Raw genomic sequence first — 22781 nt, 5'->3', positions numbered from 1 at the left:
GGGCAGGGCGACGCGGGCGCCGGCAGCCCGGGCGGCGGCGGCCGTGGAGGCCGCGGCGGCGGCATGGCGGCCACCACGGTCGGCGTCGGCAAGGCCGAGCGCAGCGATATCCCGATCACCCTCGAAGCGCTGGGCACCGTGACCCCGGCGGCGGTGGCGACCGTGCGGCCCCAGGTCGGCGGCGTGCTGCAGAAGATCACCTTCACCGAAGGCCAGCTGGTCAAGGAAGGCCAGGTGCTGGCCACCATCGACGCCCGCCCCGCGCAAATGAGCCTGCTGCAGGCGACCGGCCAGCGCCAGCGCGACCAAGCCCAACTGGAAAGCGCGCGCGTGCTGCTGCAGCGCTACCGCACCCTGCTGGAACAGGATTCGATCGCGCGCCAGGACGTCGACACCCAGGCGGCCCTGGTCAAGCAGCTCGAAGGTGCCGTTACCACCGACAAGGCGGCCGAAGGCATCGCCCGCATCAACCTCGGCTACACCCAGGTGCGCGCGCCGATCGCGGGCCGGGTCGGCCTGCGCAACGTCGACATTGGCAACCTGGTGAGCGCAAACGACGCCAACGGCATCGCCGTGATCACCCAGCAGTCGCCGATCGACGTCGAATTCGCGGTGCCCCAGGACCACCTGCCGGAACTGCAGCAGCGCATTAACCAGAACGCGGTCCTGCCGGCCATCGCACTGGACCGCACCCGCACCCAGAGCCTGGCCGAGGGCCGCTTCATGGCGATGGACAACCAGGTCGACACCCAGACCGGCACGGTGCGCGCCAAGGCCCGCTTCACCAATGACAGCGGCAAGCTCTTCCCCAGCCAGTTCGTGAACGTGCGCCTGCAGATCAACACCATCAAGAACGCGGTCACGGTGCCGGTGACGGCCCTGCGCCACGGCGCCAGCGGCGACTACGTCTACGTGCTGAACCCGCAGGACAAGACCGTCGCGCTGCGCACCGTCAAGCGCGGCCAGGCGAATGCCGAGCGCGTCGAGATCGTCAGCGGTCTGGAAGGCGGCGAGACCGTCATCACCGAAGGCGCGGACCGCCTGAAGGATGGGGCCAAGGTGACCTTGCCTGGGGATCGTCCGGCCGGTGCCGGTGCGGGCGGCCGCGGTGGACAGGGCGGGGCGCAGGGCGCTCAGGGCCAGCCGGGCGAACACCGTCAGCGCCGCCAGCAGCAGGGAGGGGCGGCGCAATGATGAGCATGGAATACTCGTCGTTCCCGCGCAGGCGGGAACCCAAGTTTGCCTGCGTTTCGACCGCTCAGGCAGAACTTGGACCCCCGCCTTCGCGGGGGCGACGTGGTGATCAGCGTGCATGGCGTAGCGAGGGGGCAGCATGAGCCCATCCGCCCCCTTCATCCGCCGCCCGGTCGCCACCTCGCTGCTGATGCTGGCGATCGTGCTGGCCGGCCTGGTCGGCTATAAATTCCTGCCGCTGTCGGCGCTGCCCCAGGTCGACTTCCCGACCATCCAGGTGCAGACCCTGTACCCGGGCGCGAGCCCGGAAGTGATGGCGCGCACCGTGACGGCGCCGCTGGAGCGCCAGTTCGGCCAGATGGCCGGGCTGTCGCGCATGAGCTCCACCAGCGCCGCCGGCGTGTCCGTCATCACCCTGCAGTTCAGCCTGGGCCAGACCCTGGACGTGGCCGAGCAGGAAGTGCAGGCCGCGATCAATGCCGGCGGCTCGCTGCTGCCGACCGACCTGCCGGCGCCGCCGGTCTACGCCAAGGTGAATCCGGCCGATGCGCCGGTGTTGACCCTGGCGATCACCTCGGACACGGTGCCGCTGACCGAGGTGCAGAACCTGGTCAACACCCGGCTCGCTCTGAAGATCAGCCAGGTCACCGGCGTCGGCCTGGTGACCCTGCAGGGCGGCCAGCGTCCGGCGGTGCGGATCCAGGCGAATACCGAGGCCCTGGCCGCCAACGGCCTGGGCCTGGACACGCTGCGCTCCGCCATCACCGCGGCCAACGCCAACAGCGCCAAGGGCAGCTTCGACGGCCCGGCGCGCGCCTACACCATCAACGCCAACGACCAGCTGGTCACGGTGCCGGACTACACGAACCTGATCGTCGCCTACCGCAACGGCGCGCCGGTGCGCCTGGGCGACGTCGCCCGCGTGGTCGACAGCGCCGAGAACGTCAAGCTGGGCGCCTGGGCCAACATGAAGCCGGCCATCATCCTGAACGTGCAGCGCCAGCCGGGCGCCAACGTGATCGCCACCGTCGACGCCATCAAGGAGCGCCTGCCCGAGCTGCAGGCCAGCCTGCCGCAGTCGCTGCGCGTGGACGTGCTGTCCGACCGCACCACCGGCATCCGTGCCTCGGTCGAGCACGTGCAGATCGAGCTGGTGCTGGCCGTGCTGCTGGTGGTGCTGGTGATCTTCGCCTTCCTGCACAGCGTCCGCGCCACCGTGATCGCCAGTCTCGCAGTTCCCATTTCGCTGGTCGGCACCTTCGGCGTCATGTACCTGTTGGGCTACAGCCTGAACAACCTGTCGCTGATGGCGCTGACGATCGCCACCGGCTTCGTGGTCGACGACGCCATCGTCATGATCGAGAACATCTCGCGCTACATCGAGGAAGGCGAGCAGCCGATGGCCGCCGCGCTCAAGGGCGCGACCCAGATCGGCTTCACCATCATCTCGCTGACGGTCTCGCTGATCGCGGTCCTGATTCCGCTGCTGTTCATGGGCGACGTGGTCGGCCGCCTGTTCCGCGAGTTCGCGGTGTCGCTGGCGATCACGATCCTGATCTCGGCGGTGGTCTCGCTGACCCTGGTGCCGATGATGTCGGCGCGCTGGCTGCGCCAGAACGACGAGGCGCACAACTCCCGCTTCGCACGCCGCTTCCAGGCGACCTTCGACGACACCATCGCCTACTACGACCGCGCGCTGAACTGGGTGCTGGAGCGCCAGGGCCTGACCCTGCTGGTGGCGCTGGGGACCCTGGTGCTGACGGCGCTGCTGTGGATCTTCATTCCGAAGAGCCTGTTCCCGACCCAGGACACCGGCCAGCTGCAGGCGCGCGTGGAGGCGCGCCAGGCGATCTCCTACCAGGCCATGAGCGAGATCCAGCAGGCCGCCGCCCGCGAGATCCTGGCCGACCCGGACGTCGCCTCGCTCAGCTCGACCGTCGGCGTGGACGCCGCCAACAACACCATGCTCCACACCGGCACCATGCTGATCAACCTGAAGAAGGGACACGGCGACCAGGAAGAGCTGATGAACCGCCTGCGCGACCGCGTGAGCCATAACGTCGCCGGCGTCACGCTCTACCTGCAGCCGACCCAGGACCTCACCATCGATGCCGAGAACGGCCCGACCCAGTACCGGCTGTCGATCGAGGGCGCGGACACCAAGACCGTGACCGAGTGGGCCAACAAGCTGGCCGACGCGATGGCCCGCCGCAAGGAAGTGCGCAACGTCGTCACCGATGCCGGCGCGACCGGCGCGGCCGCCTACGTCAACATCGACCGCGACAGCGCCTCGCGCCTGTCGGTGACGGCCTCGAACATCGACGACGCCCTGTACAGCGCCTTCGGCCAGCGCATCGTCTCGACCATCTTCACCGAGACGAATCAGTACCGCGTGATCCTGGAAGCCCAGCAGCCGCAGGACATGTCGCTCGACGCCCTGTCCAACCTGCAGCTGCGCACCGGTTCCGGCCAGCCGACGCCGCTGTCCGCGATCGCCTCGATCACCGAGCAGGCCGCGCCGCTGCAGATCACCCACGTCGCCCAGTACCCGGCCACCACGATCGGCTTCGACACCGCGTCCGGCGTGAAGCTGGGCACGGCGGTCAGCGCGATCAAGGAAGCGGCGCAGGAGATCAAGCTGCCGGCTTCCGTCACCATGACCTTCCTGGGCGCCTCCGGGGCTTACCAGAACTCGCTGTCGAACCAGCTGTGGCTGATCCTGGCGGCGGTGGTCTGCGTCTACATCGTGCTGGGCGTGCTGTACGAGAGCTACATCCACCCGCTGACCATCCTGTCGACCCTGCCGTCGGCCGGCGTCGGCGCGCTGCTGGCGCTGATGGTGACCGGCCAGGGCCTGGGCGTGATCGGCATCATCGGCATCATCCTGCTGATCGGCATCGTGAAAAAGAACGCGATCATGATGATCGACTTCGCCATCGAGGCGGAACGGGACGAGGGCAAGGACCCGCGCACGTCGATCCACCAGGCCGCGATGCTGCGCTTCCGCCCCATCATCATGACGACCCTGGCAGCGCTGTTCGCGGCGGTCCCGCTGATGTTCGGCTGGGGCGAGGGCGCCGAGCTGCGCCGTCCGCTGGGCCTGGCCATCTTCGGCGGCCTGATCGTCAGCCAGATGCTGACCCTGTTCACCACCCCGGTGATCTACCTGGCCTTCGACCGCCTGGCGCGGCGCTGGGGCGGCGAAGCGCCGGCCAAGCCGCACGGGCCGGGTTCCGATGACGGTCCGGGCGGCGGGCATCCGCAAGCCTGGCCGGCACCGCAGCAGCCGGCCCTGCTGACGCCGCAGCCGGCAAGCCAGAAGCGGATCGACGATCCGCACGGAGCGGGCGCATGAACCTGTCGCAGCCGTTCGTGCGGCGCCCGATCGCGACCGTGCTCCTGACTCTGGGCCTGGCCCTGGCGGGCATCGCCGCCTTCTTCGTGCTGCCCGTCTCGCCGCTGCCCCAGGTGGACTTCCCGGCGATCTCGGTGTCGGCCAACCTGCCGGGCGCGAGCCCGGACACGATGGCGTCCTCGGTCGCCACGCCGCTCGAACGCAGGCTGGCCGTCATCGCCGGCGTCAACGAGATCACCTCCAGCAGCGGCAACGGCTCGACCCGCATCAACCTGCAGTTCGACCTGAACCGCCAGATCGATTCCGCCGCGCGCGAAGTGCAGGCGGCGATCAACGCCTCGCGCGCCGACCTGCCGGCGACCCTGCGCAGCAACCCGACCTACCGCAAGGCCAATCCCTCCGACGCGCCGGTGATCATCCTGGCGCTGACCTCGAAGACGCGCAGCCCGGGCCAGATCTACGACGAGGTCTCGAACACCGTCCAGCAGAAGCTGGCCCAGGTGCGCGGCGTCGGCGACGTCGAGATCGGCGGCGGCTCGCTGCCGGCGGTGCGGGTCGACCTGAACCCCTTCCAGATGAACCGCTACGGCCTGTCCAGCGAGGACGTGCGCGCGGCCATCCAGGCCAGCAATCCGAACCGCCCGAAAGGCGCACTGGAAGGCAGCGGCATGCGCCTGCAGATCTATTCGCAGGCGAATACCCCGACCAACGGACGCACCGCGGCCGACTACCGCGGCCTGGTGGTGGCCTGGCGCGACGGCGCCGCGATCCGCCTGCAGGACATTGCCGACGTCACCGACGGCGTCGAGAACATCAACACCCTCGGCCTGTTCAACGGCCAGCCGGCGGTGATCGTGCTGGTGACCAGCCAGCCGGGCGCCAACGTCATCGAGACCGTCGACGGCGTGCGCGCATTGCTGCCGACCCTGCAGGCCCAGCTGCCGGCCGACGTCAGCATGCAGGTGGCCTCGGACCGCACCAACTCGATCCGCGCCTCGCTGCACGAGATCGAACTGACGCTGATGATCTCGATCCTGCTGGTGGTCGCCGTGGTCAGCGTATTCCTGAGAAGCGCGCGCGCCACCATCGTGCCGGCGGTGGCGACCGTGGTCTCGCTGCTCGGCACCTTCGGCGTCATGTACCTGCTCGGCTTCTCGATGAACAACCTGTCGCTGATGGCGCTCACCGTCGCTACCGGCTTCGTGGTCGACGACGCCATCGTGGTGCTGGAGAACACCAGCCGCCACGTCGAGCAGGGCATGGACCGCATGAAGGCGGCCCTGCTGGGCGCGCAGGAAGTGGGCTTCACGGTGCTGTCGATCAGCCTCTCGCTGGTCGCGGTGTTCATCCCGCTGCTGTTCATGGGCGGCCAGGTGGGCCGGCTGTTCCGCGAGTTCGCGGTGACCCTGTCGGCGGCGGTGATGATCTCGCTGGTGATCTCGCTGACCACCACGCCGATGCTGTGCGCGGTACTGCTCAAGGGCGGCCACGTGGAACGCAAGCCGGGCAGGCTGGCGCAATGGGCGGAGCGCGGCTTCAACCGCATCCTGAAGAGCTACGAGCACGCGCTCGACTGGGCGCTGGACATGAAGCTGCTGGTGATGCTGATCCTGGCCTTCGTGGTGGGCCTGAACGTGTTTTTGTTCTCGGCCGCGCCGAAGGGCTTCTTCCCGCAGCAGGACACCGGCCAGATCAACGGCGGCATCCGCGCCGACCAGAGCATCTCCTTCCAGGCCATGCAGGAAAAGCTGCGCCAGCTGGTCAACATCATCAAGAGCGATCCGGCGGTCGATACCGTGGTCGGCTTCACCGGCGGTTCGCGCGCCGGCGGCGGCTTCATGTTCCTGAACCTGAAGCCGGTGGGCGAGCGCGCGAAAGGGGAGAGCGGCCAGGCCGTGATCGCCCGCCTGCGGCCCAAGCTGGCGCGGGTCACCGGCGTGCAGCTGTTCCTGAACCCGGTGCAGGACCTGCGCATGGGCGGACGCCAGAGCAACTCGACTTACCAGTACACGCTCAAGAGCGACAACCGGGCCGACCTCAAGATGTGGGCGACGCGCCTGGCCGACGCCATGAAACAGCAGAAGGCGCTGATCGACGTCGACACCGATCAGGCCGAGAACGGCGTCGAGACCTATGTCGACATCGACACGCAAAGCGCGGCGCGCCTGGGCATCAGCGCCAAGGACGTCGACAATGCGCTGTACAACGCCTTCGGCCAGCGCCAGGTCGCCAACATCTACGATGAGCTGAACCAGTACCACGTGATCATGGGCGTGGCGCAGAAGTATGCGCAGTCGCCGCAGGCGCTGGACGATGTCTACGTGCCGGCGAAGAGTGCCGGCGCGTCGTCGGCCACTTCTTCCAGTACCGGCACGGGCACGGTCGGCGCCACGTCCGGCAGCTCCACCAGCTCCACCAGCTCGACCGCCAGCGCCGGCACCCCGGCCGCGCCCAGCAACCTGACGGCGGCGCGCGACCCGTCCAGCGGCTCGGCGCTGTCGACCAGGTCGACCCCCATGGTGCCGCTGTCGGCGATCGCGAAATTCGCCGAGCGCTCGACCCCGAGCTCGGTGAACCACCAGGACGGCGAGCTGGCCACCACCGTCTCCTTCAACCTGAACCAGGGCTATTCGCTGTCCGACGGCCAGGCCGCGGTGCGCGACGCCGAGGCGGCGATCGGCATGCCGGTCAACGTGCGCGGCAGCTTCCAGGGCCAGGCCAAGCAGGCGCAGGAATCGAACCAGCAGCAGCCGCTGCTGATCCTGGCGGCCATCGTCGTGATCTACATCGTGCTGGGCATCCTGTACGAGAGCCTGATCCACCCGATCACCGTGCTGTCGACCCTGCCGTCGGCGGGCGTGGGCGCGGTGCTGGCCCTGCTGATGTTCAAGATGGAGTTCTCGATCATCGCGCTGATCGGCGTCTTCCTACTGATCGGCATCGTCAAGAAGAACGCGATCCTGATCATCGACTTCGCGCTCGAGGCGGAGCGCGCGCGCGGCCTGTCCGCCACCGAGGCGGTGCGCGAGGCCTGCCTGCTGCGCTTTCGGCCGATCCTGATGACGACCCTGGCTGCCGCCCTGGGCGCGCTGCCGCTGGCGATCGGCTTCGGCGAAGGCTCCGAGCTGCGCCAGCCGCTCGGCATCGCCATCATCGGCGGCCTGATCGCCAGCCAGCTGCTCACGCTGCTGACCACGCCCGTGGTCTACGTCTACCTCGACAAGCTGCGCCGCGCCAGCCCGCACGAGCGCGAGCTGGCGCGCCATCCCCACGAACACGAGTCTCCGGTTACCACTCAATGAAAAGAACCATGCGTACCAACCCGTCCCTGCGATCGATCACCCTTGCCATGCTGGCTGCCGCGCTGGTCTCCGCCTGCGCCGTCGGCCCCGCCTACCAGCGCCCGACGGCGCCCGAGCCGGCGGCCTTCAAGGAGCTGCAGGGATGGGTGCCGGCGGCGCCTGCCGATGCGCTGGAGCGCGGGCCGTGGTGGACGCTGTTCGACGACCCGCAGCTGAACGAATTGGCGGCCAGCGTCGAGGTCTCGAACCAGAACGTGGCGGCGGCGGTGGCGGCCTACGCCCAGGCGCGCGCCCTGGTGTCCGAACAGCGCGCCTCGCTGTTCCCGAGCGTGACCCTGAACGGCTCGGGCACGCGCTCGGGCACGCGCGGCGGCGGCAGCGGCAATGCCACCGTCGACGCCAACGGCAACATCATCGGCGGCGGCAGCGCGGGCGGCGGCGCGCGGAACGCCTACCGGCTGTCGCTGGGCACCAGCTGGGAACCGGACGTGTGGGGCCGCCTGCGCGCCGGCGTGACCGCCGCCAGCGCCAGCGCCCAGGCCAGCGCCGCCGACCTCGCCGCGGCGCGCCTGTCGGCCCAGGGCGAGCTGGCGGCCGACTACCTGCAGCTGCGCGCGATCGACGCCCAGCGCGCGCTGCTGGCCACCACCATCGAAGGCTACCAGCGGGTGCTGACGATCACCCGCAACCGCTACGACGCCGGCATCGCGCCGCACTCGGACGTCTACCAGGCCGAGACCCAGCTCGCCAGCGCCCAGAGCGACGACCTGAGCCAGGCCCGCCAGCGCGCCCAGCTGGAGCATGCGATCGCGGTCCTGGCCGGCAAGGCGCCGGCCGACCTGTCGATCGCGCCGCGGCCGCAGGGGCAGGCGCAGTACATCTTCTTCGTGCCGGAGGTGCCAATCGGCGTGCCCTCGACCCTGCTGCAGCGCCGTCCGGACATCGCCGGCGCCGAACGCCGCGTGGCCGCCGCCAACGAGCAGATCGGCATCGCGCGCTCGGCCTACTTCCCGAACATCGGCTTGAGCGCCTCCTACGGCACCTCGGCCAGCAAGGTGAGCGAGCTGTTCAACGCATCGGCCGCGGCATGGTCCTTCGGCCTGTCGGCCGCCCAGACCCTGTTCGACGCCGGCGCCACCCGCGCCCGCGTGGAAAGCGCGCGCGCCGCCCACGAGGAAGCGGTGGCGCGCTACCGCCAGACCGTGCTGACCGCCTTCGCCGACGTCGAAGACCAGCTGTCCACCACCCGCGTGCTGAGCCAGCAGCAGGAACTCCAGCGCCGCGCCTCGGAAGCCGCCGACAAGGTCGAGCAGCAGGTGCTGAACCGCTACAAGGCCGGCCAGGTCAGCTACTCCGAAGTGGTGCAGGCCCAGGTCACCGCCCTGAACGCCCGCCGCTCTCTCGTCACGACCCAATCCACCCGCCAGACCACGGCCGTGGCCCTGATCCAGGCCCTGGGCGGCGGCTGGCACGCCGAGTAAGCCAGCAACTTAAAATTCGGGGTCAGAGCACTTTTTGCTGATAATTCGGGGTCAGAGCACTTTTTCTGGAAAGGTCTTTGGTGAAATACTCTGGCGCTAGGGTGCAGGGCCGCGCTACTCAGGCCCGTCCTTATCCTTCGCAAGAAATGCCGTTAAGCTTTTGCCCCAAAATGTGCTCTGACCCCTAATTTTGCGAGAAATGCGCTCTGACCCCGAATTTTTGAGAACGGGCTCGCCCGCGTGGGCGGCTCTTTATTTGCTTGGCACCATCGTGCTGACGGTGTGGATGCGGCGTGCCGATTTCAGGCGCGGCGGGCGGCCGGCGGGTGTTGCTGTGCTGGATGTGCTGGCCAGCGTGAGCCTGTCGATTCCAGCGCTGGCTTATTGGGATGCGGATATTGCCACCGGCCTAGGCGATCTGCCGCTGCGGCTGCTGTTCGTCCTCGGCGTGCTGGGCCTGCTCGGCTTCGTTGCCCATGACGCCCGCACCATGCTGCAGCATCCGCGCATGACGCCGCGCCAGCGCCGGATCTTTGCCGCGGTCGGCGCGGCGGCGGTGCTGTTGCCGTCGTCGATCGAGCTGTGGTGGGGCGGCGCGGCCCTGGTCCACATCCACGCTTCCCCTGAAGAACTTGCCCAAAAAAGTGCTCTGACCCCGAATTACGGTTTGATCTAGGTCGATTGCTGGCGTTGCGCCCAGCGGGCGGCCAGGATCGCGCAGACCATCAGCTGGATCTGGTGGAAGAGCATCACCGGCAGGATCACCATGCCCAGTGCACCCGGTGCGAACAGGACCTTGGCCATCGGCACGCCGCTCGACAGGCTCTTCTTCGAGCCGCAGAAGACGATGGTGATCTCGTCCTCGCGCGAGAAACCCAGGCGGCGGCTGGCGAAAGTGGCCAGGCCGAGGGCGAGCGCCAGCAGCACGCAGCACAGCACGCCCAGGCCGATCAGGGTCGGCAGCGACAGCTTGTGCCACAGGCCTTCGTTGACGGATTCGCTGAAAGCCGTGTAGACCACCAGCAGGATCGAGCCCTGGTCGACGATCTTCAGCATCGGCTTGTGGCGGTCGACCCAGGTGCCGATCCAGGGGCGCAGGAACTGGCCGGCCAGGAAGGGCAGCAGCAGCTGTTCGACGATGCTGACGATGGCGTCCAGCGAGGATCCGCCCGCCGACGATGCGCCCTGCACGATCAGGGTACCCACCAGCAGCGGCGTGACGAAGATGCCGACGAAGTTCGAGGCCGAGGCGCTGCACACGGCGGCGGCCACATTCCCGCGCGCCACCGAGGTGAAGGCGATCGACGACTGCACGGTCGAGGGCAGGGTGCACAGGAACAGGAGACCGATGTAGAGGTCCGGGGGCAGCACGCTGGTCGCCAGCGGCTTCATCGCCAGGCCCAGCAGCGGGAACATCACGAAGGTCGAGGCCAGTACCAGCAGGTGCAGGCGCCAGTTGGTCAGCCCCGACACCATGGCTTCGCGCGACAGCTTGGCGCCGTGCAGGAAGAACAGCAGGCCGATCGCGAAGGTGGTGACCTTGCCGAACACCACCGCGGTCTCGCCCTGGCAGGGCAGCACGCTGGCCAGCGCCACGGTGCAGAGCAGCATGACGGTGAAGGAATCAGGGATCAGACCGCGCACGGCGGCGGTGAGGCGGGCAAGGGCAGACATGAGGGCTTTATTCGCAAACATCGACGGAGCAACCTTCTATTCTATCGCGTTGCAACATCCGCCGCTGACAGGCGCTGACCGCCGCGGTCGTCAATACGCGGCAAAAGCACAAGGTGATGTTTGGAGAGAAAGTTATTTCCAGTCATAACCAAGGACGATATACTCGCGCTTGCTTTTTATTCACCCTGGGGTCTACCGTGTTCAAATCCACGCTTCTTAACTTCGCTCTGCCTGCCGTCGCAATCATGGGGGTCATCGCCTCCGCTCACGCCGACGAGGGCCAGTGGCAGCCGCACCAGCTGCCGCAGCTGAAGTCCGAACTCAAGCGCATCGGCATCACCATCCCGGCCGAGAAGCTGGCCGACCTGTCCAAGCACCCGATGAGCGCCATCGTCTCGCTCGGCGGCTGCTCGGCCTCCTTCGTCTCGCCGGACGGCCTGGTCGTGACCAACCACCACTGCGCCTACGGTGCGGTGCAGCGCAACTCGACCCCGGAGCACAACTACATCGTCAACGGCTACCTGGCCAAGACCCGCGACGCCGAACTGCCGGGCGGCCCGAACACCCTGGTCTACGTGACCGAGAAGGTCGAGAACGTGACCGACCGCGTCCTCAAGGGCCTGTCGCCCAGCCTGTCGGGCAAGGAGCGCCACGAGCAGGTCGAGAGCCGCATCAAGGCCCTGATCGCCGAATGCGAAAGCAGTGACAAAGGAGCCTACCGTTGCTCGGTGCCGGCCTTCCACCGCGGCGGCGAGTACTACCGCATCAAGCAGCTGATGATCCGCGACGTGCGCCTGGTGTACGCGCCGGCGGACTCCGTCGGCAACTTCGGCGGCGACATCGACAACTACGAGTTCCCGCGCCAGGCCGGCGACTTCTCCTTCCTGCGCGCCTACGTCGGCAAGGATGGCCGCCCAGCCGATCCTTCGCCGGACAACGTGCCGTACAAATCGAAGGACTTCCTGGTGGTGTCGGCCGAAGGCCTGAAGGCCGGCGATCCGATCCTGCTGGCCGGTTATCCGGGTCGCACCAGCCGCTACAAGCTGCCGTCCGAAGTCCGCTTCGCGCGCGACGTCGACTACCCGGCCAAGGCCGCATCGATCACCGCCGACCTGTCGGTGATCGCAGCAAGCACCATGGGCAACCCGAACTGGGACGTGCGCTACGCCAGCGTGGCGAAGAGCCTGAACAACGTACTGAAGAAGACCCAGGGCCTGATGGACGGCTTCGCGCGCACCGACATCGCCGCCATCAAGGACAAGCAGGATGCCGAGTTCCGCAGCTGGTACAAGCAGCATGGCAAAGGCGGCAGCCTGCTGTCCGACCTCGACACCGCGATCGGCAACGACATGGCCGGCTCGCAGCAGGAAGCGGCATGGCTTGAGGCCACCCACAGCGACCTGCTGAAGAGCGCGCGCACCCTGTACCGCCTGTCACTCGAGCGCCAGAAGCCGGACGCCCAGCGCGAAGCCGGCTACCAGGAGCGTGACCTGTCCTTCATCAAGGCGCGCCTGACCCGCCTCGAACAGTCCTTCGTGCCGAGCGTGGACCAGGCCCGCTGGCAGGCGGCCCTGAACCGCTACGCCAGGATCGACGCCAAAAACCATCCGCAGGGCCTGGACGCGCTGCTGCCGAAGGCCGACGCGGTCCCGGCGATGGTCAAGTCGACCGAACTGGCCGACACCGCCAAGCGCCTGGCCTGGATCGGCAAGGATCCGGAAGCCTTCCGCAAGTCGAACGATCCCTTCATCCAGCTGGCCGTGCGCCTGCACGACACCGGCATGGCGCTGGAAGACCACCGCAAGGAAGTCGACGGCAACCTGGAACGTGTGATCCCGCAGTACATGGAAGCCGTGATCGCCTGGAAGAAGTCGCAGGGCAAACCGGTCTACCCGGACGCCAACTCGACCCTGCGCGTGACCTACGGCACCGTGGGTTCGTACCAGGCGCGCGACGGCGTCGTCAAGGGCCCGTTTTCGACCGTGCAGGGCATCCTCGAGAAGAACACCGGCAAGGAGCCGTTCAACGCCCCGGACAATCTGCTGCAGGCGATCCGCGACAAGCGCTACGGCGTGTTCAAGGATCCGGTGCTGGGCACCGTGCCGGTCGACTTCCTGTCGAGCGCCGACACCACCGGCGGCAACTCGGGTTCCGCGGTGATGAACAAGCGCGGCGAACTGGTCGGCCTGAACTTCGATTCGACCTACGAGTCGATCACCAAGGACTGGTACTTCGACCCGGTGATCACCCGCGCGATCCACGTCGACATCCGCTACATGCTGTGGGTGATGAAGGAAGTCGACCATGCCGACAACCTGTTGAAGGAAATGACGATCAAGTATCCGAAGAAGTAAGCGGATCAGTCCCACCATCGTCCCCGCCTTCGCGGGGACGATGTTTTCAGGCAGCCGGAAACCAGATATCGAAGCGCGTCTCACCCGCCCCCGCGGGCGCCAGCGCACAACCGGCCCCATGCCGCTGCAGCACCTCCCGCACGAACATCAGGCCGATTCCCTGGCCTCCGCGCTTGGTGCTGAAGAAGGGCGTGAACAGGCGCTGCGCCTGCCCGTCCTCGAGCAGGCCGCCGGAGTCGATCACCGACAGCCGAACGCGCTCGCCCAGATCTTCCAGTTCCACACGAATCGCGCCGCCGCTCGAACCGTCGCGCGCATTGCGCTCGTCGATGGCTTCGACCGCGTTCTTGACGATGTTCAGCAGGGCCGGTTCGATCAGGTTCACGTCGAGCGGCATCGGCGCCACCGTATCGCAGCGGCTCCAGCCCAGCTGGATGCCGCGCGCATTGCACTGTTCCCGGTTCAGCCACAGGATGTCGTCGACCACGTCCTGCAGGCGGGTCGGGCGCGGCTCCGGCGCCGGCATTTTCACCACCCGCGTGAAGCGGTCGATGAATTCGCCCAAGCTGACGTTGCGGCGCTTGACGGCGACGATGGCGGTCACGAAGTCGCCGGCGTCGCGCTCCGCCAGCTGGCCGCGGTAGGTCAGCAGGGAGTCGAGCACCGAGCCGGTGGCCGCCACCGTGTTGTTGACCTCATGCGCCAGCACGCGGATCAGGCGCGCATAGGTGGCGCGTTCGGAGTCCTCGAGTTCCGCGGTCAGCTCCTCGACGATCAGGAAGTGGCGTGCGAAGCCGCGGTCGAAGAAGCGGCTGCGCTGGGCGCGATAGCGGCGTCCCTCGGTGTCGACCAGCAGGCGGCTGTCGCCGAGGGCGAGGGCGTCGAGCTGGCGCGCCAGGTCGCGGCTGCGCGCGCGGCCGCGCTCGTCGAGCGCCGGGTCGAAGGCCGCGTCATCGCCGGTCCAGGCAGACAGCGGCTTGCCGAGCGGCGCATCGAGTCCCAGCAGGGCGGTGGCGCTGGCGTTCACCAGGCTGATCGCATGGTCGAAATCGAACACCAGCACCGCGCTCGGCGTGGCTTCCAGCAGCCGTTCCAGGAAGCCCTGCTGCTCGCCGATCGCCAGGCGCTCGCGGTGCAGCGCGGTCAGCATGCCGTTGAACATGCCGACCAGGTCGTCGAGTTCCGTCACCCCGGGCGCCGCCAGCCGCGAGGCGTATTGCTGGTCCTGCAGCAGGTCGTGGAAGCGGCGCGTGTAGCCGAGCGGTTCTAGAGCGCCGCGGATCAGCCACCAGCCCAGCGCAAAGCTGGCCGCCAGCATCAGCTCGGCGCCGACGAACAGCAGCGGGCGTTCAGGCAGCAGCAGGACGGCGCAGCCCCCCAGCGCCAGGTGCAGGAGTGCGAGGTAGACGGCCAGCCGCGTCTGGAGCCTGGGCGGCTGGAGCTTCAATGCTCGAAGCTTCATTCCTCGCGCACGCCGGCGCCCAGGCCGTGGCGTTCGAGGCGGCGGTACAGGGCCGTACGCGACAGGCCGAGCGCCTTGGCCATGCGCGAGATATTCCCCGCGTGCTGCTGCAGCGCCTGTTCGATCATGTGACGCTCCACCTGCTCGAGCGTCATCCCGTCCACGCCCAGGCGCGCCCCCGGTACGCCCTCGTCGACCGCGCTGGCGGCCAGGAAGTCGGCCTGGCCGAGATGCTGCTTGCCGGCCAGGAGCAGGGCACGCTCCAGGGTCTGCTTGAGCTGGCGGATATTCCCCGGCCAGGGCTGGTTCGACAGCCAGTCCAGCGCGCCGGGCGCCAGCACGACCTCGCCCAGGCCGTAGCCCTCGGCGACGCCGGCGGCGATGTGGCGCGCCAGCAGCGGGATGTCGCTGCGCCGCTCGCGCAGCGGCGGCAGGCGGATCGTGATCAGGTTCAGGCGGTAGAACAGGTCTTCGCGGAATTCGCCGCTCGCCACCAGCTCTGCCAGCTCGCGGTTGGTGGCCGACACCACGCGCAGGTCGGCCTGGGTCGTGGAGCTGGCGCCGACCGCCTGGTAGCGCTGGTCCTGCAGCACGCGCAGCAGCTTGACCTGGTCGCCGCGCTGCAGCTCGCCGATCTCGTCGAGGAAGAGCGTGCCCTTGTCGGCGCTGGCGATGTGGCCCTTGCGGTCGCTGCGCGCATCGGTGAAGGCCCCGCGTACATGGCCGAACATCTCGCTCTCGAACAAGGTCGGCGTGATCGCACCCATATTGATCTTGACGATGGGATGAGCGGCGCGCGGGCTGTTGCGGTGGATGGCGTCGGCGATCAGCTCCTTGCCGGTGCCGCTCTCGCCGAGGATCAGCACCGGCGCGCGGGTGTGCGCCACCTGGGCGATGGTTTCCAGCACCTTCAGCAGCTTCGGATGCTCGCCGACGATGCCGGAAAAGTCGCATTGCGCGTCGAGCGCGCGGCGGGTGAGGGCGGGCGTACGCGCCGGCCTTGCCAGCTCCAGCGTGGCCTCGACCAGCGCCACCAGCTGGGCGTTGTCCCAGGGCTTGGTGAAGAAGTTGGCGGCGCCGGCCTTCACGCCGCGCACCGCCAGCGAAATCGAACCCCAGGCCGTCATCAGGAGCACCGGCAGCGCCGGCTGCAGCTGCTTGATGCGGGCCAGCAGGTCCAGTCCTTCCTCGCCGCTGGTCTGCAGGGAGAAGTTCATGTCCTGTAAAACCAGGTCGAACTGCGGGTCGACCGGGCCGGCCTGCAGCTGCTCCAGCGCCTGCTGCGGACCGTCGGCGCAGACCGCCTCGAAGCCGGACTGCTTGAGCAGCAGGGCCAGCGAGACCTGGACTGCGCTGTCGTCGTCGACGATCAGGATGCGCCGCTTGCGTGTTGCTTCCATATTTTTAATGCGAACCTTTTTATTCGTAGTGCAGCGCTTCGGTCGGACTCAGGCGGCTGGCGCGCCAGCCCGGGTAGAGCGAGCAGAGCAAGGATAGCAGATAGATCACGGCCATCGACAGCCCGGCGGCGCCGATGAAGACTTGCCAGTCCAGGTTCTCGCCGATGGCCCCAGTGAGCGGCAGCTGCACCAGCAGCACCAGTCCGAGCACCATCGCGAAAGAGCTGACAAGCAGCTGTTCGGCGACGATCTGGCGGTAGATGTCGGCGGCGCGGGCGCCGATGGCGCGGCGCAGGCCGATCTCCGGGATGCGCCGCGTGGTGTTCTGCCACAGTACGCCGAACAGTCCGAAGGCCACCATGGTCAGCATGAAGGCGGCGATCACGCTGAGGACGGCCAGCGGCACCAGGTGTTCCTTCAGCAGCGAGGCGCGCATCGCCGTCAGCGGCGCGATCTCATAGGACCAGTCGTTACGGATCAGCTTGAGCTGGCGGTTCAGCTTCGCCTCGAAGGCGCGCGGCGTACCGGGCGCCACCTTCAGCATGATGACGTTCAGGCGCGAGGTGCCGGCCTGCGGCGCGAAGCGTGTCATGATGAAGTTGGCGGGCGCAATCAGCGGCCCCTTGTTGCGGTAGGTGTCGATGATGCCGACCACCTTCAGCGTCTGCGCGACCTTGTTCTCGGTATGGGTCAGCTGCTGGCCCAGGGCATCCTTCCCGGGGAACATGGCCGCCGCCATGCGCCGGTCCATGACCACCGGCTGTACCGCCGCGCCTTCGTCGCTGGCGTCGAACCAGCGTCCGCGCACCATCTTCATGCCGATCGCGTCGGCGAAACCCTCGTCGGCCTCGAGGATGTTGGTGTTGACGTCGGCGCCGGTCTGCGGCGACTTGAAGGAGGTGTGCCAGGTCGACATCCGGTACGGCGCGTAGGCGGCGAAGCCGACCGTGCGCACCTCCGGCAGCGCCTGCAGGCCGCGGCGCAGGGTGTCGTAGGTATCGGCCGGGATCTTCGCGGTGTCCTCGCCGGTGCGGATCGTGACCGCCCAGGTGTCGCTGCCGTCGAAGCCGATCGGTTCGCGATACAACTGCCAGTAGCGTAGCGCGAAGGCGGCCACGCCGAACACGATGGCGAAGGCGAGCAGGATTTCGAGGCTCAGTAACAGGTTCCTGGATTTGCGCTTCCAGGTCAGCTTCAACAGGTGGCGCAGCATCATGCGGCTCCTTTCAGGGCGTGGACGGGATCGAGACGCGACATCTTCCAGGCCGGGATCAGCCCGGACAGCAGGCCGAAGACGAAGGACAGCAGCATGCCGCAACCAAACACCGGCAGGTTGACGCTCACCTGCAGGTAGGGAATCAGCTGCGATTGCTCCAGCCACCACAGCACCCCCTGTGTGGCGGCCAGGCCGAGCAGGCCGCCGGCCAGGCACAGCAGGATGTTCTCGACCACCAGCTGTCCGGCCAGCTGCATGCTGGTGGCGCCGAAGGCCTTGCGTACCCCGATCTCGGCGCTGCGTTCGAGGATGCGCCCCATGTTCAGGTTGACCAGGTTCAGGGCCGGCAGCAGCATGAACACCAGCATGCCGCCGGCGATATACGCCAGCAGCTTGCGGGCGCCGGAATCCTGGCCCTCGTCCCGGTTGATCTCGCCGCCGAGCAGGTTGCGGGCGAAAAGGTCGAGCTTGCTGTCGGCCCAGAAGGTCGTGGTGGCGAAGGTCTTCGGGTCTTCCGCCACATAGCCCTTGGCGATGCGCGCGACTTCCTGCTGGATACGCGGCAGGTCGGCCTTGTCCCTGGCCAGCAGCATGGCGGCGAAGGAGCCGGTGAGCTGGTTCTGGTAGTCGCTCGACGGGAAGGTGGAGAGCGGCGCCCACATGTCGGCATAGGCATTGAAGTGGATGACATCGTCGACCACGCCGATCACGCGGAACAGCTGGCCGCCTGCGCTGATGGTCTGGCCGACCGCTTGTTGCGGCGCGCCGCCGAACAGCCTGCGGGCGGTCGAGGCGTTGATCACGGCCACCAGGCGGCCGCCGGCTTCATCGTCCTCGTTCGGCAGGCGCCCCGCCAGCACCTTGAAGTCGAGGATCTTCCAGTAGTCGGCGTCCACGCGCCTCATCTGCAGCTCGCTGACGCGGTCGCCCTGGTAGACCGATACCGCGTCCGGCGTGGTGAAGGCGGACACCCGCTCGACCCCCGGCATGGGCTTGAGGTATTTGTCGATGGTCTTGAAGCCCAGCGTGCCGGTGCGGATGGTGCTGTGGTCGGCGCTCATGCTGCGCATGGTGTAGATCTGCAGGAAGCGCTCGCTCTTCCCTTCGACGCCGGTCGGCCAGAAGGTGGTTTCCAGCAGGGCGCTGATCACCATCAGCACCACCAGGGTGAGCACGATGCAGGCCAGGTTGATCGCCGTGAACAGCTTGCGGCGCATGAAGACCTTCCAGGCGGTGAGCAGGTAGTTACGCAGCATGGAGGTGCTCCGGCGTGACCAGCTGGCCGTCGAACAGGCGCACGATACGGTGGGTGCGGCGCGCTTCGCGCTCGTCGTGGGTGACCATCACCACGGTGGTGCCCTCGGCGTTCAGCTTGAGCAGGATGTCCATGACTTCCTCGCCCATCTTGCTGTCCAGGTTACCGGTCGGTTCGTCGGCCAGCAGCACTTTCGGCTGGCCGACGATGGCGCGCGCGATCGCCACGCGCTGCTGCTGGCCGCCCGACAGCTGGTTCGGGTAGTGGTCCATGCGTGCACCCAGGCCCACCTTTTCGAGGGCCTCGCGCGCCAACCGGCGCCGCTCGCTGCCGCTGCCGCTGCGGTAGAGCAGAGGCAGTTCGACATTGTCGATCACGCGCAGGTCCGGGATCAGGTGGAAGCTCTGAAAGATGAAGCCGAAGGTGCGGTTGCGCATGCCGGCCAGCTGGCGGTCGCCGTAGCGGGCAACCGAAGTGCCGCCGACTTCCACGCTGCCCTTGCCGGGCCGGTCGAGCAGGCCGATGATGTTCAGCAGCGTGCTCTTGCCGCAGCCGCTCGGTCCCATCATGGCGACGAATTCGCCTTCCCTGACGTGCAGGTCGATGTCTTTCAGGGCCAGGGTTTCGACCTTGTCGGTGCGGTAGGTCTTGCTGACCTTGTTCAGTCTGATCATTGTTGTTCCCCTCGTTTTCTCAGTCAATTCGAAATGCGGATGCTGTCCAGATCCTTGAAAGTACTGGTGTCGGACACGATGAAGCGGTCGCCGGCACGGGCGCCGTTCACGACTTCGACCAGCTTGCCGTCGCTCGAGCCGAGCTCGATCCAGGTCTTGCTGGCGGCGCCTTCGTGCACGGCAAAAGCCGGCTGGCGGCCCTTGCCGTTGAAGGCGGCGCCGTTGTCGATCACCAGCACGTTCGCGCGGCTGGCGGTGACGACGTTGACGTCGACCCGCATCTTGTTGCGCAGGTGCGGGTTGTGCGGCTGTTCGAGGTCGACCAGCAGCTTGATGGTGCCGTTCTGGATTTCGGGCAGGATGGTGTGCACGCGGCCGGCCAGGATTTCGCCGTTCTGCTCGACGCGCACAGGCTGGCCGGCGGCCAGCTGGCGGGCGTGGAAGTCGGACAGGGACGCTTCGACGCGGTAGTTGTTCAGCTCCGACACGCGCGCCACCAGCTGGCCGGCGGCGACGCTGGCGCCTTCTTCCTCGACCACCGAAGTCAGCATGCCGGAGAAGGGCGCGGTCACCCTGGTTTGCTGCAGCAGGCCGTCCTGGCGGGCGATCTGCTTCTGCAGGATCTCCTTTTGCAGATTCGCGGCGGCGATGGCGCTGGCGGTGGCGCGCCGCGTGTCCTCGATCAGCTCGTGCTGCTGGCGCAGCTGGACTTCGTTGCGCTGCACGTTGAGTTCCGAGGTCAGCAGGTCCTGGCCCGATACCAGGCCGCTTTCGCGCAGCTTGCGGTTGCGTTCGCGCAGCGCGCGGCTGGACTGGAGGTCGATCTCCAGCAGTTCGATGGCGGACCTGGTCTGCTTGAGCTTCTGGTCCATCTCCAGCTTGAGCACGACGACCCTGTTTTCCTGCTGCGCCAGCTGCTCCTTCAGGGCTTCCAGCGCCAGGCGGATCTCGCGGTCGTCCAGTTCCAGCAGCAGCTCGCCCTGCCTGACCTGCTGGCCCGGCTTGGCGTGGACCTTGGCGATGCGGCTGGCGCCGGGGCTGGACACGACCTCCTCGTGTACGGGAATGACCACGCCGGCGGCGTTGATGGTGTTGTCGACGCTGCCGGGCCGCACCTCCGCCACCACGATGTCGGCGGCGGAAACGCCCGGCCGCACGACGCGGTTGATGCCCCAGGCGGCGCCGAGGAAGCCGGCGCACAGCAGGAGGCCGGTGGCGAGCCGAAAGTGGCGGCGGCGGCGGAGCAGATCGATGCCGATGGCTTGGTCCATGACGATGCTTGCGATGAAGGAGTGAAGATGCATCCTTTATTGCAAGCATCGTGCCAGCACCGCTTCACTGGGCGGAAGCCGCCATCAGGCGCCGGGTCCTGCCCGTGCGCGGGCAAGGGTGTCCGGATCCGGGCAGTGGCGAGCGTCGCAAGGGCGCCTACTGGCCGAGATGTCTGGCCAGGAAGGTCTCGAGCCGCTGGTAGAACTCGGTCACGTTCTTCGTGTCGTAGAAGCCGTGGCCTTCGTTGGGAGCAAGGAACCACTCGGGCGTATGACCCGCCTTGACGAGGGCCGCGCGCATCGCTTCCGCGTGTTCGACCGGCGCCCGCTTGTCCTTGCCGCCGTGGACCAGCAGCACCGGCGCCGTGATGTTCGCCGCCAGCGTCACCGGTGACGCCTTCTCCAGCGCGGCCCTGTCGGCGCCCACGGTCTTGCCGATGTAGGCGGCGCGGTAGGCGTCCTTGCGGTTGTTCTCGGGCTTGGCCAGCAGGGTCAGGTCGTACACGCCGATGTAGCCGACCGCGCACTTGAACAGCGCCGGTTCGCGCGCCGCCAGCATCAGTGCCGAATAGCCGCCGAAGCTGGCGCCGTACACGCACATGCGCCGTCCGTCGACCTCGCCCTGCGCCACCGCCCAGCGCACGCCGTCGACCAGGTCGTCCTGGATCTTGCCGCTCCATTCGCGGTAGCCGGCTTCCATGAATCCGTCCCCGCGCCCGCCGGAGCCGCGGAAGTTGACCTGCAGGACCGCATAGCCGCGGCTGGCCAGGAACTGGGCGTCGTTATCGTAGCGCCAGGTGTCGGCGATGCCGAACGGGCCGCCGTGCGGCATCAGCACCAGCGGCACCTTGCTTCCTTGCGCGTGCGCCGGCATGGTCAGGTAGCCGTGCAGTTCGAGACCGTCGCGCGCCTGGAAGCTGATCGGGCGGCGCGGCGCCATCTTGTCGGGGTCGATGGTCTCGAGGGAGGAGAACAGCAGGCTGGCCTTCATGGTCTTGCGGTCGAGCAGATAGAAGGAGCCGGGGTCGCGGTCGCTCGACACGCCGAACAGCAGGACCGTGCCGTCGTCGCTGAAATCGACGAAGCTGACCCGATGGTCTGGGAACTGGGCGCTCAAGTCCCTGTGCAGGCGGGCTTCCGCGCTGTTCTCGTCGAAGTAGACGGCGCGCGGCCGGCCGATCGAGGTCGAGGCGCCGAAGGGTTCGCCCAGCTTGGCGCCGTACATCACGCTGGTGACGCTGCCGGTCCCGTCCTTGAACAGCGTCGTCCGTTTGCCGTCGGCGACCTGCTCGCGGATCAGTTCATACGGGCCGCCGTCGGCCGAGTAGCTGACGTAGAGGGCGCTGTCGTCGGCGTTGAAGCCCATCGGAGCGTAGCGCCGCCCGAGCTGGGCGTCGGCCTTGCGCCAACGCTTGCCGGCATCGTCGAAGCGCATCAGGACCCGTTCCGCGCTGTCGTTCGCACCGAAGGCGAAACGCGGCACCCCGTTGTTCTGGATGACGAAGCCCAGGTCCGACAGCGGCAGGTCGGCCACCAGGCTGCGCACCGCGCTGCGCGAATCGACGTCGTACAGCAAGCTGTGGCTGCCTTCCCAGGCGTGGGAGGCGATGAACAGGTGGCCGTTGCGGCTGCGCGGGATGTCTTCGATGTAGCCATATCCTTCGTCGGCGCCGTAGCGGCTGCCGCGGCTGGAGCTGTTGCGCATCTTGTAGCCGTACAGGTATTCCTGTTTGCCGCCGTCGAGTTCCGCGGCCAGCACCTCGCCGGTGGGAACCGGCTTTTCACGCGAGCCCAGTTCGATGCCCTTGGTGATCGCCAGCCGCGTATTCGTCAGCCACTGGTAATCGAGCGGCACCTCGAAGGCGGGCATGCGGATCGCGCCCGTCATCGTCATCTCCGGCACCGAGTAGAAGGTCACGACGGGAACGAAACGGTCGCCGTCCGGGACCCGCGCCGTGATCGCGATGTGCTTGCCGTCCGGCGCCAGGCGCGGATGCGAGAACTGGTCTTCGTAGACGAAGGCGGCGAGCGGCACGGTGGGCGCGGCCAGGGCGGGCGCCGCGCTGGCGGCCAGCAGGAAGGTACACAACAACAGGGATCGCAGCGTCATGATGGCTCCGTTCGGTCCCGGCGGGACGATCCG

At 67.8% G+C, this 22781-nt stretch carries 14 protein-coding genes; 6 read left to right on the top strand and 8 right to left on the bottom strand.

All coding sequences use genetic code 11. From position 1 onward, the window contains the following. The 5 genes from AB4Z32_RS20725 to AB4Z32_RS20705 all read left to right on the top strand — a co-directional run. On the top strand, positions 1 to 1194 hold a 1194-nt coding region (locus AB4Z32_RS20725), incomplete at its 5' end, for an efflux RND transporter periplasmic adaptor subunit (RefSeq protein WP_442123762.1). Positions 1195 to 1333: 139 nt separating this feature from the next. Beyond that, on the top strand, positions 1334 to 4549 hold the full coding sequence (locus tag AB4Z32_RS20720) for an efflux RND transporter permease subunit (RefSeq protein WP_442123761.1): 3216 nt from the start codon (positions 1334 to 1336) through the stop codon (positions 4547 to 4549). Then, complete coding sequence (locus tag AB4Z32_RS20715; protein ID WP_442123760.1) at positions 4546 to 7851, top strand: efflux RND transporter permease subunit; 3306 nt, start codon at positions 4546 to 4548, stop codon at positions 7849 to 7851. The genes AB4Z32_RS20720 and AB4Z32_RS20715 overlap by 4 nt, the downstream gene beginning before the upstream one ends. A gap of 8 nt (positions 7852 to 7859) precedes the next feature. Next, a complete protein-coding gene (locus AB4Z32_RS20710; RefSeq protein WP_442123759.1) occupies positions 7860 to 9332 on the top strand; it encodes an efflux transporter outer membrane subunit in 1473 nt (490 codons plus the stop codon). Between the two features lie 199 nt (positions 9333 to 9531). Then, the gene (locus AB4Z32_RS20705) at positions 9532 to 10008 is read left to right on the top strand and encodes a hypothetical protein (RefSeq protein ID WP_442123758.1); all 477 of its coding nucleotides are present in this window, start codon (positions 9532 to 9534) and stop codon (positions 10006 to 10008) included. Here AB4Z32_RS20705 and AB4Z32_RS20700 read toward each other — a convergent pair. Next, positions 10005 to 11006, bottom strand: coding sequence for a bile acid:sodium symporter family protein (locus AB4Z32_RS20700; protein ID WP_442123757.1), 1002 nt, complete (start codon positions 11004 to 11006; stop codon positions 10005 to 10007). The genes AB4Z32_RS20705 and AB4Z32_RS20700 overlap by 4 nt on opposite strands. Positions 11007 to 11203: 197 nt before the next feature. On the opposite strand from AB4Z32_RS20700, the gene AB4Z32_RS20695 reads away from it, so the two are divergent. Beyond that, entirely contained in the window at positions 11204 to 13360 is a 2157-nt protein-coding gene (locus AB4Z32_RS20695; RefSeq protein WP_442123756.1) for a S46 family peptidase, read from the top strand. Positions 13361 to 13406: 46 nt separating this feature from the next. On the opposite strand, the gene AB4Z32_RS20690 is transcribed toward AB4Z32_RS20695, so the two are convergent. From AB4Z32_RS20690 to AB4Z32_RS20660, 7 genes are all read right to left on the bottom strand, one after another. Further along, complete coding sequence (locus AB4Z32_RS20690; RefSeq protein ID WP_442123755.1) at positions 13407 to 14822, bottom strand: sensor histidine kinase; 1416 nt, start codon at positions 14820 to 14822, stop codon at positions 13407 to 13409. Further along, positions 14819 to 16222 carry a sigma-54-dependent transcriptional regulator gene (locus tag AB4Z32_RS20685; protein ID WP_442123754.1) on the bottom strand — a complete coding sequence of 468 codons (1404 nt, stop codon included), beginning with the start codon at positions 16220 to 16222 and terminating at the stop codon, positions 14819 to 14821. Before AB4Z32_RS20685 ends, AB4Z32_RS20690 begins: the two co-directional genes overlap by 4 nt. Before the next feature lie 19 nt (positions 16223 to 16241). Beyond that, positions 16242 to 17438, bottom strand: coding sequence for an ABC transporter permease (locus tag AB4Z32_RS20680; protein ID WP_442123753.1), 1197 nt, complete (start codon positions 17436 to 17438; stop codon positions 16242 to 16244). Beyond that, a complete protein-coding gene (locus AB4Z32_RS20675; RefSeq protein WP_442123752.1) occupies positions 17435 to 18694 on the bottom strand; it encodes an ABC transporter permease in 1260 nt (419 codons plus the stop codon). The genes AB4Z32_RS20680 and AB4Z32_RS20675 overlap by 4 nt, the downstream gene beginning before the upstream one ends. Beyond that, positions 18684 to 19367, bottom strand: a complete 684-nt coding sequence (locus AB4Z32_RS20670) for an ABC transporter ATP-binding protein (RefSeq protein ID WP_442123751.1) — start codon at positions 19365 to 19367, stop codon at positions 18684 to 18686. The genes AB4Z32_RS20675 and AB4Z32_RS20670 overlap by 11 nt, the downstream gene beginning before the upstream one ends. A gap of 23 nt (positions 19368 to 19390) precedes the next feature. Beyond that, positions 19391 to 20638: an efflux RND transporter periplasmic adaptor subunit gene (locus tag AB4Z32_RS20665; RefSeq protein WP_442123750.1), complete on the bottom strand. Its 1248-nt coding sequence runs from the start codon at positions 20636 to 20638 to the stop codon at positions 19391 to 19393. Positions 20639 to 20795: 157 nt separating this feature from the next. Further along, positions 20796 to 22748: an alpha/beta hydrolase family protein gene (locus AB4Z32_RS20660; RefSeq protein ID WP_442123749.1), complete on the bottom strand. Its 1953-nt coding sequence runs from the start codon at positions 22746 to 22748 to the stop codon at positions 20796 to 20798. Positions 22749 to 22781 lie beyond the last annotated feature (33 nt).

Origin of the sequence: Massilia sp. 2TAF26 (genome assembly GCF_052115005.1) — a bacterium.
Taxonomy (GTDB): domain Bacteria; phylum Pseudomonadota; class Gammaproteobacteria; order Burkholderiales; family Burkholderiaceae_D; genus Telluria.
Note: the sequence above shows the minus strand (reverse complement) of the source record. Positions and strands in the feature narration are given on the sequence as shown.

Coding starts and splice junctions, on each gene's coding strand:
- AB4Z32_RS20690 (WP_442123755.1), bottom strand. CDS start 14,822: ATGAAGCTTCGAGCATTGAAGCTCCAGCCGCCCAGGCTCCAGACGCGG.
- AB4Z32_RS20675 (WP_442123752.1), bottom strand. CDS start 18,694: ATGCTGCGTAACTACCTGCTCACCGCCTGGAAGGTCTTCATGCGCCGC.
- AB4Z32_RS20660 (WP_442123749.1), bottom strand. CDS start 22,748: ATGACGCTGCGATCCCTGTTGTTGTGTACCTTCCTGCTGGCCGCCAGC.
- AB4Z32_RS20715 (WP_442123760.1), top strand. CDS start 4,546: ATGAACCTGTCGCAGCCGTTCGTGCGGCGCCCGATCGCGACCGTGCTC.
- AB4Z32_RS20720 (WP_442123761.1), top strand. CDS start 1,334: ATGAGCCCATCCGCCCCCTTCATCCGCCGCCCGGTCGCCACCTCGCTG.
- AB4Z32_RS20670 (WP_442123751.1), bottom strand. CDS start 19,367: ATGATCAGACTGAACAAGGTCAGCAAGACCTACCGCACCGACAAGGTC.
- AB4Z32_RS20700 (WP_442123757.1), bottom strand. CDS start 11,006: ATGTCTGCCCTTGCCCGCCTCACCGCCGCCGTGCGCGGTCTGATCCCT.
- AB4Z32_RS20680 (WP_442123753.1), bottom strand. CDS start 17,438: ATGATGCTGCGCCACCTGTTGAAGCTGACCTGGAAGCGCAAATCCAGG.
- AB4Z32_RS20710 (WP_442123759.1), top strand. CDS start 7,860: ATGCGTACCAACCCGTCCCTGCGATCGATCACCCTTGCCATGCTGGCT.
- AB4Z32_RS20705 (WP_442123758.1), top strand. CDS start 9,532: ATGCGCTCTGACCCCGAATTTTTGAGAACGGGCTCGCCCGCGTGGGCG.
- AB4Z32_RS20685 (WP_442123754.1), bottom strand. CDS start 16,222: ATGGAAGCAACACGCAAGCGGCGCATCCTGATCGTCGACGACGACAGC.
- AB4Z32_RS20665 (WP_442123750.1), bottom strand. CDS start 20,638: ATGGACCAAGCCATCGGCATCGATCTGCTCCGCCGCCGCCGCCACTTT.